Genomic DNA, 15,112 nt, shown 5'->3' on the forward strand with positions numbered 1-15,112 from the left:
GCATGTCGAAATTCTTCATCACGCGGCCGATCTTTGCCTCGGTCATCTCCATCGTCATCGTCATCGCCGGTCTGCTGGCGTCGCTGGTGTTGCCGATCGCGCAGTACCCGCAGATTGCGCCGCCGACCGTGCTGATTACCGCCAACTACCCCGGCGCTTCCGCCGAAACGCTGGCGAGGACGGTTGCCGCGCCGATCGAAGAACAGTTGAACGGGGTCGAGGGGCTTGCCTACTTCACGTCCTCGGCGGCGGCCAACGGCACGATGACCATCACCGCCACCTTCGAAGTCGGCAGCAACGTCGATGTGGCCTCGGTCAACGTCAACAACCGCGTCAAGGCCGCCGAGCCGCGCTTGCCGGAAGAGGTGCGGCGCAACGGCGTGATCGTCCAGAAACGTTCCAATGACATTCTGCAGGTGGTCGCGCTGGAATCCGCCAAGGGCCGCTACAGCACGCTGTTCCTGTCGAACTATGCCTCCCTGAACATCGTCGACGAACTCAAGCGCATCAAGGGAGTCGGCGATGTGAGCATTTTCGGCGCGCAGGATTACTCGATGCGCGTCTGGTTGAAACCCGATCGCATGGCGCAGCTCGGCCTGACGGCCAGCGACGTCGCCGCCGCGATCAAGGCCCAGAACGCCCAGAACGCCGCCGGCAAGATCGGCCAGGAGCCGGCGCCGGACGACCAGATGCTGGTGTACACGGTCACCGCCAAAGGTCGCCTGCTGACGCCCGAGGAATTCGGCAACATCGTCATCCGTGCCAGCGGCCCGGGTGGCGTGCTACGCCTGCAGGACGTCGCACGCATCGAGCTCGGCGCCTACAGCTACGACCAGAGCGTGCAGCTCGACGGCCAGCCGACGATCGCCATGGGCGTCTTCCTGCAGACCGGCGCCAATGCGCTGGAGGTCGCCGAACTGGTACGCGCCCGGCTCGATGCGCTGCAGAAGAAGTTCCCGGAAGGCATGGGCTACATCATTCCTTTCGATACCACGCTGTTCGTCTCCGCCTCGATCAGTGAAGTGATCAAGACGCTGATCGAAGCGATGCTGCTGGTCCTCGCCGTCGTCTACATCTTCCTGCAAAGCTGGCGCGCGACCCTGATCCCGATGGTCGCCGTGCCGATCTCGCTGATCGGCACCTTCGCCGGGCTGTGGCTGTTCGGCTTCTCGATCAACACGCTGACGCTGTTCGCGATGGTCCTGGCGATCGGCATCGTCGTCGATGATGCGATCGTCGTGCTCGAGAACGTCGAACGGCTGATGGCCGAGGAGAAGCTGGCGCCACGTGCCGCGGCGATCAAGGCCATGCAGGAAGTGCAGGGGGCGCTGGTCGCCATCGTTCTGGTGCTCTGCGCGGTATTCATCCCGGTCGCCTTTCTCGGGGGAATCGCCGGCCAGCTCTACAAGCAGTTCGCGGTCACCGTGGCTGTCGCCGTCGTTCTGTCGGGCGTCGTCGCGCTGACTCTCACGCCGGCGCTGTGCGCCTTGCTGCTCAAGCCGCAGCACAGCGAGCACCAGGTCTTCAAGCCGTTCAACCGCCTGTTCGAGCGTTTCACCCGCTCGTATACCCGCACCGTCGGCCTGACGCTGAAGCACGCCATCATCGGCGGCGTGAGCTTTGCGCTGGTGATCGGCGCGACCGTCGCCTTCTTCCGCATCATTCCGGGCAGCTTCGTCCCCGCCGAGGATCAGGGCTATCTGATCTCGGCGCTGATGCTGCCGGACGGCGCAACGCTCAAGCGCACGGCGACGACCGGCGAAGGCATGCGCCAGATGGTGGCCGCCGACCCGGCCGTCAAGCACACCGTCGTCGTCTCCGGTTTCGACCTGATCGGCGGCGGCAACAAGCCCAACGCCGGTACCATTTTCATCCCGCTCAAGGACTGGGACGAGCGTCAGGCGACGGCGCCGGAACTGGCCGGCAAGTTCATGGGCTTCGGCATGCTGCAGCCGGACGGCATGGCGCTGGTTTTCAACCCGCCGCCGATCATGGGCCTGGGAACCGCTGGCGGCTTCGAGGTGTATCTGCAGAACCGTGTCGATGGCGACAGCCGGAAGCTCAACGAAGTCACTCAGGCCTTCCTCGCCGCCTTGCAGGCACGGCCTGAATTCACGCGCATCAGCAGCTTCTTCCGGCCGACCGTGCCGCAACTGTTCGTCGAGGTGGACGAACAGAAGGCGCTGGCCCTCGGCATCCCGCTGGCGAGCATCTACGAGACCCTGCAAAGCACGATGGGTACGCTCTACGTCAACGACTTCAACAAGGCCGGCCGCGTCTATCGGGTGCAGTTGCAGGCCGAAGCGGACTACCGGATGAAGCCCGACGACCTGAGCAAGGTGCATGTGCGCAGTGCGACCAGCAATACGATGATTCCGCTGTCGGCGATCAGCACCGTCAAGCCGGTCGTCGGTCCCGAGCAGGTCGAGCGCTTCAACGGCTTTGTCGCCGCCAAGATCATGGGCGACAGCCGGCCGGGAGTCAGTTCGGGCGATGCCATCCGGATCGTCGAGGAAGTCGCCGCGGCAACGCTGCCGAGCGGCTACGAAATCGCCTGGACCGGTCAGGCCTATCAGGAGAAGCGTAGCGCCGGCTCGTCGCTGCAGGCTTTCGCCTTCGCCATCGTCATGGTCTTCCTGATCCTGGCGGCGCAGTACGAAAAGTGGTCGCTGCCGCTGGCGGTGATCATGGCCGTGCCTTTCGCGCTGCTCGGCGCGCTCACCGCGATCTGGCTGCGCGGCATGCCGAACGACATCTACTTCCAGATCGGCCTCGTCGTGTTGATCGGCCTGGCATCCAAGAATGCCATCCTGATCGTCGAGTTCGCCGCCCGCAAACACGCCGAAGGCATGGCCATCGTCGATGCCGCACTGGCCGCCGCGCGCCTGCGCCTGCGGCCGATCATCATGACCTCGCTTGCCTTCGTGCTCGGTGTCCTCCCCCTGGTGAAAGCGAGCGGTGCGGGCGCCGCCGCCCGGCAGTCGATGGGCACCGGCGTTTTCGCCGGCATGATCGCTGCCACCTTCATCGCCACCATCTTCATCCCGCTCTTCTTCACGTGGCTGGAACGTGGCAAACCACTGTCGCCCGGCGACGACTCGCCCACCTTGCCGACGGAGAAGAACTGAAATGCCCGCCTGCCAGCAAACTCTGCCGGCGATTCGTCTCGCCGCCGCGGTGACCGCCACGCTTCTGCTCGCCGGCTGTGTCGTCGGCCCGGACTACGTCAGGCCAGCCTCGACGCTGCCCGAGCACTACCCGACGGTCGGCACCGAATCGCGCGCCACGGCCCCGGTCAATCCCGAATGGTGGACACTCTTCAACGACGCGACCCTGAACCAGTTGGTCGACCAGGCGCTTGCCGCCAACCAGGATCTGCAGGCCGCCGTGGCGCGCCTGGAAGCCAGCGAAGCCGCCGCGCGCGCCGTCGGTGCCGCACTCTATCCGGCCGTAGGCCTCGAGGCCAGCGCCAGCCGCAATCGCATCAGCGGCGAAACGGCGAGCGGCAAGGAAAGCGGCTCGCTGCGCTACAACAATCACCGCGCCGCGCTGACGCTGAGCTACGAAGTCGACCTCTGGGGCCGCGTGCAACGCAGCAACGAAGCCGCGCGTGCCGAGGTGCTGAGCAGTCGCTTTGGCCGCGACAGCATCCGCCTCGCCCTGATCGGTCAGGTCGCCAACGAGTACCTGGCCTTGCGCAGCCATGACGCACAACTGGAAGTCACCCGCCAGACGCTGGAGTCGCGCCGGGAGTCGCTCAAGATCGTGCAGGCTCGCCTGGAGGCGGGGTCGGCCTCGGGCCTCGAACTGGCCCAGGCCGAGAGCGCGCTGAGTGGCGCGCAGGGCCAGTGGAGCCAGGTCAAGCGCCTGCGCGCCCTCGCCGAAAACCAGCTTGGCCTGCTCACCGGCCAGCCGGGCCTGCGTATCGCCGCCGCCAGCCTGGAGCAGATCCCGCTGCCGCCGACCCCGCCGGCGGGTCTGCCGTCTTCGCTGCTCGCCGCGCGTCCGGATGTGCGTCAGGCCGAGGAGAACCTGGTCGCCGCCAACGCCCGGATCGGCGTCGCCAAGGCCGCGTATTTTCCGAGCATCGGGCTGACCGGACTCTATGGTGGCGAAAGCGTGGCGCTCGCCGATCTGTTCTCCGGCAGTGCCGGCATCTGGTCGGCGGCGATCGGCCTGGCCATGCCGATCTTCAACGCCGGCAAGACCGGGGCCGGGGTCGACCAGGCGACCGCCATCCAACAGGAAAGCGTCGCCACTTACCGCAAGACGCTGCAGACGGCTTTCCGGGAAGTCAGCGATGCCATCGTCAATCTCGGCGACTATGCCGACGAGGAAGCGGCTTTCGCAGCCCAGGTCGCTGCCTCAAGACGTGCGCTCGATCTGGCACAGACGCGCTATGCCAGCGGCTACGCCGCGTACCTCGACGTGCTCGACAGCCAACGCACGCTGAATGCGGCGCAACTGCTCTATCTGGCGAGCCGCAAGAACCGTCTGAGTGCCGCGGTGGACCTCTTCAAGGCGCTCGGTGGTGGCTGGCAGGCGCCCCTCGATAGCGCGGGCTAGCGCGCCGGCACGAGCTTCGAGGGCTTCCGCAGAGGATTCTCCACCTCGTCGGCGTCCTGTCCCGTTTTTCTGCCACTGCCTTGACGGCGGCGGGGTCAGCTCGCCTCAGCGAATCGGAGTATTCTGCACGCTTCTTGTCGCGAGGTTCTCATCATGACGCCACAACAACTGGTCCAGGAAGTCAGCCAGCTCTTCACCCTGCCCGACGTGGCAATTCGCCTGAACGAGTTGATCGCCGCACCGGATTCCTCCACCGGGGATCTGGTCGAGGTGGTACAGCTCGATCCGGGTCTCGCGGCGGCTGTGCTGAAGCTCGCCAACAGTGCCCACTACGGCCTGGCTACCCGCGTCGACAGCATCCCGCGTGCCATCGCCGTCATTGGCGAGCGGGAACTGCAGGTGATGGCGATGGCGACCTCGGTGACGACGACTTTCCGGGGCCTGCCGGCCGATCTGGTGGATATGGCGACCTTCTGGGACAACAGCGTCACCTGTGGGGTGATCGCGCGCCTGCTCGGTCGCCGCTGCCGTATCCCGAAGACCGAACAACTGTTCCTCGCCGGCTTGCTGCACGCCGTCGGCAGACTCGTCTTCTACGCCCGTCGGCCCGACGAATATCGCGCCCAGCTTGGCGCTGCGGAGGCGCCCGACGAGCCTGCGCTGGCCGCCGCCGAAAGGCGCGTTTTCGGCTTCGATTACGCGACCCTGGGTGCCGCACTGCTCAAGTCCTGGAACCTGCCGGTGATGCTGCAGGTATTGGTGGCCTGCCAACTGCGTCCCGGCGAGGCCACCGACTGCGCACGCGAAGCGGCGCTGCTGCATGTCGCCAACACCGTCGCCGCCGGCCTGTCGCCGACGCTCAAGGGCGTGGCGGCGAGCCAGGCCGGGCAGGCGGATTTCGATTCCGCCGCCTGGGCGCTGCTGGGACTGGACGAGGCCGTGCTCGCCGAGGTGGTGCAGGAGGCCAGCTCGCAGTCCCTGGAGATCCTGGCGATCATCAACCCGTGTGCGGCGGTGATCTATTGATCGGGGCTGCACCCAGGCGAGCCCGCCACCGACCTCGCCGGTGAGCGGGGTAGTTCAGGCAGACGCGCCGTCAGGGCGCCGGGAGAGAACACGATGAGCAGCGGTTCGCGAAAGGGTAGGGCGACGGTGGCCCGCAGTGACGTTCCGTCGGCCGAGGAGGCGCGGCTCGACAGCGCCCCGCATGCCGGCCACCCGTGGAAGAAGTGGGGCCCCTACCTCTCCGAGCGCCAGTGGGGCACGGTTCGCGAGGACTACAGTGCGAACGGCGACGCCTGGAACTACTTCACGCACGATCAGGCGCGCTCGCGGGCGTACAAGTGGGGCGAGGACGGCATCGCCGGCATCTCGGACGACCGCCAGCAACTTTGCTGGGCGCTGGCCCTGTGGAACGGCAAGGACCCGATCATCAAGGAGCGGCTGTTCGGGCTCGCCAACTCGGAAGGCAACCATGGCGAGGACGTCAAGGAGTACTACTACTACCTCGATTCGACGCCGACGCACTCGTACATGAAGTATCTGTACAAGTACCCGCAGGCGGCCTATCCCTACGACGAGATCGTGCGCACCAACGCGCAGCGTTCGCGCGCGGAAGCCGAGTACGAGTTGCTGGATACCGGCGTCTTCTCCAACGGCCGCTACTTCGATGTCTTCGTCGAATTTGCCAAGGCCAGCCCGGACGACCTGCTGATCCGCATTGCGGTGGCGAACCGGGGGCCGGAAGCCGCCGACCTGCATTTGCTGCCGCAATTGTGGTTTCGCAACACCTGGTGGCGCGGCCTGGCCGCCGGCGAGGCGATGCCGCTGCTGCGCGCCCTGCCGGCGAGCGCCGCGGCCCCGGGCGTGCAGGTCATCGAGGCCAGCCACCCGGCACTCGGGGTTTGCTACCTGTACGCCGAGGGCGCACCGACACTCCTGTTTACGGACAACGAGACCAATCAGCAACGTGTCTTCGGTACCGTGAACACGACGCCCTACGTGAAGGACGCGATCAACGACCATCTCGTCGCCGGCCGGGCCGACGCCGTCAATCCGGCGCAGCAGGGCAGCAAGGCCGCCGTGCTGCACGTACTGAGCGTCGCTGCCGGCGAGACGACCAGCGTGCGCCTGCGCCTGACGAAGCAGGCTCCGGACGATGGCTCGTCTCCCTTCGGCGCGGCCTTCGACGCCATCATCGGCGAGCGCCTCGCCGAGGCCGATGCCTTCTATGCTGACCTGACGCCGCCGAATGCCAGCGCCGACGAAGCCATGGTCATGCGGCAGGCGCTCGCCGGCATGCTCTGGAGCAAGCAATACTACCTGTTCGACCTCGACTGCTGGCTCGACGAACACGACGCCAATCCGATCAGCGGCGGCAAGCGCGCCGCGCGCAACCGCGACTGGTACCACATGGTCAACGAGCACATCATCTCGATGCCCGACAAGTGGGAATATCCGTGGTACGCGGCGTGGGATCTGGCCTTCCACACGATTGCCCTGTCGATGGTCGACGTTGATTTCGCGCAGGATCAGCTCAAGCTGATGCTGCGCGATTCGTACATTCACCCGAACGGGCAGATTCCAGCCTACGAGTGGAACTTCGGCGACGTCAATCCGCCGGTGCATGCTTTCGCCACGCTGTTCAACTTCGTCATGGATCGCAGCCGGGGTGAGACCGACCAGCGCTTCATCAAGAACGCCTTCAGCCGCCTCTTGCTCAACTTCTCGTGGTGGGTGAACCGCAAGGATCCGCTCGGCCGCAACGCCTTCAACGGCGGTTTCCTGGGCCTCGACAACATCGGCGTCTTCGACCGCAGCGCGCCGTTGCCCACCGGCGGCGTGCTCGAACAGGCCGACGGGACGGCGTGGATGGTCTTCTTCACGCAGAACATGCTCGAGCTGGCGATCGCCATCGCCGAGGAGGACGACGACTACGAGGACTTCATCCTCAAATTCGTGCAGCACTTCTACTGGATCGGCGGCGGCATGGACCGGGTTGGCGACCAGCAGGACGAGCTGTGGGATGAAGATGACGGCTTCTTCTACGACGTGCTGCTGCTGCCCGACGGCAGCGCCACGCGCATCAAGGTGCGCTCGATGGTCGGGCTGCTGCCGCTGGCGGCGGTGACGGTGATTCCCGAGAGCACGCTGACGCGTTTTCCGGCGGTGGCCGCCGAGGTTGGCGCTTTCGTCCGCCGCCATCCCGAGCTGTCGGCCAACATCCACCCCTTCGACAAGCCCGGCGTCGCCGGCCGGCGGCTGCTGTCGGTGCTCAACGAGACGAAGCTGCGCCGCGTGCTCGCGCGCATGCTCGACGAGGAGCGCTTCCTTGGCGACTACGGCATCCGCGCGCTGTCGAAGTGGCACCAGAAGCACCCGTACACGGTGACGGTCGGCGGCGTCGAGTACAAGGTCGAGTACCTGCCCGGCGAGTCGGACAACGGCATGTTCGGCGGTAACTCGAACTGGCGCGGGCCGATCTGGATGCCGGTCAACCTGCTGCTGGTGCGCGCCCTGCTGCAGTACTACGCCTACTACGGCGACGACTTCCGGATCGAGATGCCCACCGGATCGGGCCGCATGGCGACGCTGTTCGAGGTGGCGAAGGAGATTGCCGACCGCCTCATCCGCATCTTCACGCTCGACGCCAACGGCCGCCGGCCGGTCTTTGGCGACGTGGAGATCTTCCGCAGCGATCCGCACTGGCGCGATCACCTGCTCTTCTACGAGTACTTCCATGGCGACAGTGGCTCCGGCCTCGGCGCCAGCCACCAGACGGGATGGACCGGCGTCGTTGCGCGCCTGATCCACCAGTTCCGCACGCTGACGCCCGAGGACATCCTGCACCCCGGTCGTGGTCAGCAGTCGGAGGCACAGGTCGACGCGGCCGCCGCCGCGCAGGTTTAGCGCCGCAAGCCCTGAGCCGCTCGACCACGCTGCTGTCGCCGGCCGCAGCGCGGAACATCGCCGGCGTCAGCGCGTGCTTCTGCAGGAAAGCGCTCGAACTCGGCGCGCTTGCGGCCGGCGATGCGGTCGGCATCGGCGACGTTACCGTCGGTCAGTTCGAGAAGCGGCACCAAGTGTATGCGCCGAGTCGATTATCACCCACCTGTCCATCTCGATGCCGACTGCTGGAACCACCGCGGAAACGGGGCCGCGGTCACGGTAGTCTGACGAACTCGGACCCGAATTCGCTGTAAGCTATTCGGCCGGCGGTCGCGTGGCCGGTGATCTGTGTTTGCAATGGCATGGCTATTGAGATTCGGCGCCGCGCCGGCCGCGCTACTGTAGCGTGATTGCCCGATCGACCCTATTCCCGAGTCCAACCGCAGCATAAGGAGAGACTGACACATGGCAAGGAGCAGTTGGCAGACCGTGGACGGCGCCTTCGCCGCTGCGCCGGACGAGGCGGCGTTCTGGACCGGCAGGACCTTCGACGATTTCCTGTTCCGGCCGCAGAAGACGGATTCGCTGACTCGCCGCAATATCAGCGTGAACTCGCTGCTGACGGCGGGCGTGGCCTTGGATCTGCCGATCGTGTCGTCGAACATGGACAGCGTGACCGGCGCCGACATGGCGCGGGCCATGGCCATGCACGGCGGCATTGGGGTCGTGCATCGTGGGATGAGCATTGCGCGCCAAGCGTCCGAAGTCGCCGTGGTGAAGCGCAGCCAGAGCGCTGTCATCGTCAGTCCGCTGTGCCTGCCGGCGGGCACCCCTATCCGCCAGGCCAGGCGTTTCGCGCGGCAGAATGGCGTCACCGGCATCCTGATCGAGACGGCCAGCGGCTCGAACGTACTGGCCGGCTTGCTCTCGAACCGCGACACACCGGTGCACGGTGCTGACGAAGATCGACCGGTCGACGATTTCATGACACCGCTGTCCCGCTTGGTGACCGGCGCGCCGGACATCTCCACTGACGAGGCCGAACGGCTGATGTTCGAACACCGCATCGAGCGCCTGCCGCTGATCGATGGCGAGAATCGCATCCATGGGCTCATCACGCGCCGCGACATCGATCTCAAGCGCGAACGACCCGGCGCCAGCAAGGACAGCGCCGGCCACCTACGCTGCGCCGCGGCGGTCGGCGCGCGCGGCGATTACCTGGAGCGGGCCGCCGCGCTGCTCGAGGCCGGCGCCGACCTGCTGTTCATCGACATCGCCCACGGCCACTCGGCAATCATGGAGCAGGCGGTCGCCGGGCTGCGCGGCAAGTTCGGCAGCGTGCCACTGGTTTGCGGTAACGTCGCGACCGGCGCCGGCGCGCGCTTCATGCGCGATATCGGCGCCGATGCCGTCAAGGTCGGGGTCGGGCCGGGCCGCGGCTGCCGTACGCGGCTGGAAACGGCGGCCGGAGTGCCGCAGCTGCAGGCCATCCGCGAGGCCTATCTCGCCGTCGGTGACAGCGTGCCGATCATGGCCGACGGCGGCGTGAAAACCGACAAGGATATCTTCCTGGCCCTGATCTGCGGGGCGTCGACGGTGATGCTCGGCAGCGCGCTGTCCGGCACCGACGAGGCGCCGGGCCACGTGATAGAGGATCCGGCGACCCACATGAAGAAAAAGCTCTACCGCGGCATGACCTCGCCCGAGGCCGTAATGGAAACACTGTACGACAGCGGCAGCAGCGAAGAGCTCGACGCGGCGCTCGAAACCCCGCCCGAAGGCCAGGAAATCCAGGTGCCTTACCGCGGCAGCGTCAGCAGCATCCTGCAGCGCATCCGCGGCCACCTGCAGTCATCGGTGAGCTACGGCGGCGAGATCACGCTGGCAGCGGTGCGGGAGAAAGTGCTGCCTGATCCGAGCAGGTTCCTGGTGCCACTGAGCGCGGCCGCGCGCATCGAATCCTACGAGCGCTGAGAGCCCGTGGAAGTGCTTCGATTTGAACGGCGGCGGCGGCGGCCGGTACCGTCGAGGCGAGCGCCATGCACGCTTTCATGGCAGGTCTGCTTTCGCACCGGGACCCGTCGTTGGGCTCGCCTTGAGCAAACGGCTGTTCGGGCCGACGAGGCGTCTGACGGCTCGCACGGATGACGATCGGCTTCGGTAGGATTTGGCCGCCGTTCGAAGCGGTCACTTCTTGACCATTTCTATGACCGCTCCGGGCGCTAAGCGGCTACTGAGTGTTCGCGGTTTGCTGACGGCAATCGACCCAATGCCGACATTCAGAGGATTCAAGGTTCAACGGCAGGTATCTGATCAAAACAGTCGCTCGGGCCGACAACTCACGTACAAGTCTTCGACCAAAGCTGCCATCCAGCAACGCTGCGAACTTAGCCGGTTGTTAACACCCCATACGCATATTCCGCACTTTCCAGGCAGGAGCGAATCCTAAGCTGTTGATTTGCTTGATGCTGGATTTTTCCGACGTTTTGTAGTGCCATAATAGTTCCGCCAGGGCCGCTGGACCTCTTGCTTTTGTTGTACGATCGTGTGCATGTTCATCCGACAGACAAGAACGAGCAACAAGGCGACAGGTGAAGGCTACGTCACCTACCGGCTGGTGCGTACCGAGCGCATCGGTGGCAAGGTCCGTCAGATCACGGTCTTGAACCTCGGCCGCCATTTTCCGATCAAGTCGGAAGACTGGCCGATCCTCTGCAGCCGCCTGGAGCAGTTGCTCAATCCGCAGGCTCTGATCATGGCCTTGGAATGTTCGGAGTCGATTGAGCGGGCCGCGCAGCGCTACCACGCGCAGCTGGTCGCCCGCGCGCCGATGTTGGTGTCGCCGGCTGACGAGGCGGCCGGGTCGGCGGGCGAAGCTCGCCCGCCGGCTGATTTCCAGGAAGTCGATGTGGACTCCCTGCAGATGACGCAACCGCGGTCGGTAGGCGTCGAACACGCCGGTCTGCATGCGGCAAGCGAGCTGGGATTGATCGAGACGCTGAACGACCTGGGCGTCAATGGGGTGATGCAGGCATCGATCCTGGGCAACCTGATCGGGAGAATCGGCCAGCCGGGGTCGGAACTGGCGACCTGGAACTGGCTGCAGCAGCACAGCGCCGTGGGCGAGTTGATCGACGTCGACTTTGGGTCGATGTCCCACATGAGCCTGTACCGCGCCTCGGATGTGCTGATGAAACATCGGGAGGTGATCGAGACGCGTTTATTCCGCACCGCTCAGACACTTTTTGATCTGCAGGAAACGGTCACCCTGTACGACCTGAGCAACACCTATTTCGAAGGCGAAGCCAAGCGCAATCCAAAGGCCAGGCGCGGACGGTCAAAGGAGAAGCGCAGCGACTGCCCGTTGGTGACGCTCGGTCTGGTGCTCGACGGCAGCGGCTTCGTCAGGCGTTCAGAGACCTTCGCCGGCAACGTTTCCGAGCCCGGTACGCTGGCGTCCATGCTGGCCGGACTGGGGGCGCCGGCGGGCGCGCTGGTGGTCATGGATGCCGGCATTGCCACCGACGCCAACGTCGTCTGGCTGGTCGAACACGGCTACCGCTATCTGGTGGTGCGTCGCGGCGGCAGGCGCCAGTTCGATGCGACACGCTCGGTGAGCATCGAGACGGCTGGCGAGGAGTGGTTACATCTCCAGAAGGAGCTGAGTCCGGATGGCCAGGAGCTCTGCCTGTATTGCCATTCGCCGAGTCGGCAGCTCAAGGAAGAGGCCATGCTCGCGCAATCCTGTGGGCGTTTCGAGGCCGGCTTGCAGCAAATGCGCGATGGACTGCAGAAGCCGCGCAGCGAAAAGAGTCACGACAAGCTGCTGGAACGTCTCGGCCGACTCAAGCAGAAGAGCCGCGGTGCCAGCCAACACTACCAGGTCAGGCTGGTCACCGAGGAGTCCGGCAAGACGGTGACGGCGATCACCTGGCAGAAGGTGCCGGTACTCGGCACGATGGCCACGCATCCCGGCGTCTACTGCCTGCGGACCAACGAACTCGCCTGGGATGAAGAGAAACTCTGGCGCACCTACACGATGCTGACCGACCTGGAGAGTGTCTTTCGCAGTCTGAAAGGCGAGCTCGGCTTGCGGCCCATCTACCACCACAAGGAGGTCCGCTCGGACGGCCACTTCTTCATCACCGTCCTCGCCTACCAGTGTGTTCAGTTCCTGCGCGTGAAACTCAAGGCGGCGGGAATTACCGACAGTTGGGCGACCCTGCGCGATATCCTCTCGGTTCAGCGCCGGGTCACCGCCACCTTCAGTCGGCGCGACGGGCACTCCCTGCATGTCCGCAAAGCCACCGTCGCCGAACCCGATCTGATGGCGATCTATCGCGCCCTGGGCATCAGCGCCGCACCAGGAGGGACCAGAAAACTCATCAGCTGAATCCGCGATTACGGGCTTGTAGTGCCACTTGAGTTCTTCTTGGCTCGCAACCAATTGATTCAGTTATAGGTTTAGTGGGGCTTGTTAAAGATGGGTTAGGCCGGTGATCGCCGCTAAGCTGACGTCCGACATGTCTGCGAAATCCGGGGCGATTCCGATGCTCCAGCCTCACTGCCAGTGCCTTCACAATAGACTCGATTGAAGTGGTCTTGAGCCGGGGTTGCCGAGAGCAAGGAGTGCAAGGAAAACATCGCGCCCCTGGGTTGCCGCATCGATCTCGCCTCTCTTCGTTAGCGCAACGAACAATGCAGCAGACGCGGCCTGGCAGTTCAACGAACGCTCCGGGTTGAACTCAATATCAGTGAATCCGTCGAAACGCAGCAGCTGTTCTGCCAATGCTGGCGATTGCTTCAATGCAGACAAGTAGATCCAGTCGTAGAACGCCGTTAAAGGTCGCGTCGGCCAATCCTCCCCATCGAGCCGAAATCCAACAAGGTCGCCGCTTCCACTCAATCGAGAATCCTTTTTTGCTTCCCGCGGCGTCTTGTTCAAGAGGTCGAGGTAGGGGCCGCCATGGCGAAATACCTTGCCAGATTGAAAGGCGTTCTCAACCGTTGTCCGCAGGCCGTTAGGCATCACGAACGGCAGGTTGAATGCACTCAACTTCACCCCCAGCGGATCTTCGGATTTTGACGATATTTCCAAGATGTGCGCGATGTTTCGTTTCTCTGCGGCTTCATGGAGTGAGCGGATGGATTTCTGCTTTTGCGACACAGCCATGCCCGCCACCCATTTGAACTCGATGTCAACAGGCGAAACGAGGCCTCGCCCATTTAAGCAAGGTGTGTAGACGGGGCGACTAGCCATATGATCTCCTTGAGCCGCGATTCATCGTGAGCGGCTAGATATTGAGCGCTTCACCGCTTCGACAATCAAAAACGCCAGTGCAAAAATCGAGCGGCAGGTAATGCTTGATCAACACCTCTGAGTTCCAAGCGTTGCTGATTTGGCGGAAAAGAAAAGGGTCGCCGACCTGATCAGGATACAGTGTCGGGTACCTGGTCGGACCTTTATCACACGGGTGCGGAGGCGAGAAAGGCGTGACCATGTCCCAGTTGATTCCCATCGAAGGCAGGTCGTCCCTAAGCGCCACGAATCCCGATGCAGCATTCCCCAAGGAATAGTCGACCTCTCCCAAGGTTACGGCCTTCAATGAGAAACGGAGCCACACCGCCTGCGGGCAGCTCCAACGAACCCTTTGGAAAAACCAGGAATTGGGTATGAAGCTCAACCGGACGTAGCGGTCTCTCCCGAGACGGGCATCGCAACTTCTCGAGAAATCATTGGCGAGCATATAGGCGTCACTGATTCCCAGTGCGCCGAGGCCAGCCCAGCTATACAAGCCGCCGGCGCGACGAATCGGCGCTAGGTTGCGGATGTCGGTGAAGTGCCACAGATGGCCGACGCCGTTATCGGACAAATGGCGTTCTGTCACGATGCCGCGAGACCAGGTAGGCTCTAGGCCAGCTGCACCCGCATTGATTTTCTTGGCCCAAGTCCGCAACCATTCCGCTCGGCAGGGGAGTGTCTGAGTGTAATGCGCCCGTCTCGCTTCGGCCCATTTCTCATGAAACTCCAGACCGCAAGTAGAATAGATCTCCTCGTCGAAGGAAGGCTCGCCGATACGAGTTGCAAAATCCCCGTTGCGGTCGGCAACAAGCTTGGCTCTGAGCTGCCCGGCCTGTTCCGTTTGCTGGATATAGCGACGGATTTCCTGCAAGAGATCGGACGCCGAACCTGCGGCCCGCCGGGTTGTGCCGTCAATCTTTTTCCAGTAGTTCAGCCGCCAAGGGCCATTGGGCTCACAACTGAATTCTGCTCGGCTCAAGCGATCAATGCTTCCGTCCCCGAGCAATATGAAGGGGCGATTCCAGTCCGAGTACTCCCTCTTCTTGCGGTCAAGCAACGCCCAGCCCTTTAGATGTGAGTAGCCTAGCCAGAAATCGTGTTTCTTCAAGAGCCCTTCGAGTTCGGCCAGGTCGGCTCGATCTTCCTCGATCGGCACGAGGAGGGAAGCTGAACGAGGATCGAGTGCGTCAGTTGCCCACGGTTCGACTCCCTGCGTTACCGGATAAGTTCGCTCGTCGGCGACGCGTAGCGCCTCCTTCAGCAGGTGAAGATCAGATAGGCTTCGGATAGACGTGGTCATCTGACGTTGTGGGTATTTCGGGGACAGGGTATTTCGGGGACAGGGGTATTTCGGGG

Annotated in this window: 9 protein-coding genes; 6 read left to right on the plus strand and 3 right to left on the minus strand. The window is 64.1% G+C overall.

What is annotated here, in order from left to right; all coding sequences use genetic code 11:
* Positions 1–2: 2 nt before the first annotated feature.
* The 4 genes from CAP2UW1_RS08515 to CAP2UW1_RS08530 all read left to right on the plus strand — a co-directional run bounded on the left by CAP2UW1_RS08515 (position 3) and on the right by CAP2UW1_RS08530 (position 8,475).
* The gene (locus CAP2UW1_RS08515; protein ID WP_015766230.1) at positions 3–3,128 is read left to right on the plus strand and encodes an efflux RND transporter permease subunit; all 3,126 of its coding nucleotides are present in this window, start codon (positions 3–5) and stop codon (positions 3,126–3,128) included.
* 1 nt (position 3,129) lies between these two features.
* On the plus strand, positions 3,130–4,566 hold the full coding sequence (locus CAP2UW1_RS08520) for an efflux transporter outer membrane subunit (RefSeq protein ID WP_015766231.1): 1,437 nt from the start codon (positions 3,130–3,132) through the stop codon (positions 4,564–4,566).
* Positions 4,567–4,719: 153 nt separating this feature from the next.
* A complete protein-coding gene (locus CAP2UW1_RS08525; protein WP_015766232.1) occupies positions 4,720–5,592 on the plus strand; it encodes an HDOD domain-containing protein in 873 nt (290 codons plus the stop codon).
* A gap of 93 nt (positions 5,593–5,685) precedes the next feature.
* On the plus strand, positions 5,686–8,475 hold the full coding sequence (locus CAP2UW1_RS08530; protein ID WP_049778543.1) for an MGH1-like glycoside hydrolase domain-containing protein: 2,790 nt from the start codon (positions 5,686–5,688) through the stop codon (positions 8,473–8,475).
* Here CAP2UW1_RS08530 and CAP2UW1_RS25495 read toward each other — a convergent pair.
* A complete protein-coding gene (locus tag CAP2UW1_RS25495; protein WP_199931607.1) occupies positions 8,472–8,645 on the minus strand; it encodes a hypothetical protein in 174 nt (57 codons plus the stop codon). The genes CAP2UW1_RS08530 and CAP2UW1_RS25495 overlap by 4 nt on opposite strands.
* Positions 8,646–8,943: 298 nt before the next feature.
* Between CAP2UW1_RS25495 and guaB the strand changes: the two genes are divergently transcribed.
* Both guaB and CAP2UW1_RS08540 read left to right on the plus strand, forming a co-directional pair.
* On the plus strand, positions 8,944–10,428 hold the full coding sequence (gene guaB / locus CAP2UW1_RS08535; protein WP_015766234.1) for an IMP dehydrogenase: 1,485 nt from the start codon (positions 8,944–8,946) through the stop codon (positions 10,426–10,428).
* Between the two features lie 577 nt (positions 10,429–11,005).
* The gene (locus CAP2UW1_RS08540) at positions 11,006–12,847 is read left to right on the plus strand and encodes an IS1634 family transposase (RefSeq protein ID WP_015766235.1); all 1,842 of its coding nucleotides are present in this window, start codon (positions 11,006–11,008) and stop codon (positions 12,845–12,847) included.
* A gap of 183 nt (positions 12,848–13,030) precedes the next feature.
* Here CAP2UW1_RS08540 and CAP2UW1_RS08545 read toward each other — a convergent pair whose 3' ends face one another.
* A complete protein-coding gene (locus CAP2UW1_RS08545; protein ID WP_015766236.1) occupies positions 13,031–13,714 on the minus strand; it encodes a DarT1-associated NADAR antitoxin family protein in 684 nt (227 codons plus the stop codon).
* A 34-nt stretch (positions 13,715–13,748) separates the two neighbouring features.
* Positions 13,749–15,056 (minus strand): DarT ssDNA thymidine ADP-ribosyltransferase family protein, encoded by a 1,308-nt coding sequence (locus CAP2UW1_RS08550; RefSeq protein ID WP_041567777.1) that lies wholly within the window; start codon positions 15,054–15,056, stop codon positions 13,749–13,751.
* Between the last annotated feature and the right edge of the window lie 56 nt (positions 15,057–15,112).

The sequence above is a fragment of the Candidatus Accumulibacter phosphatis genome (assembly GCF_000024165.1).
GTDB classification, from domain to species: Bacteria; Pseudomonadota; Gammaproteobacteria; order Burkholderiales; family Rhodocyclaceae; genus Accumulibacter; species Accumulibacter phosphatis.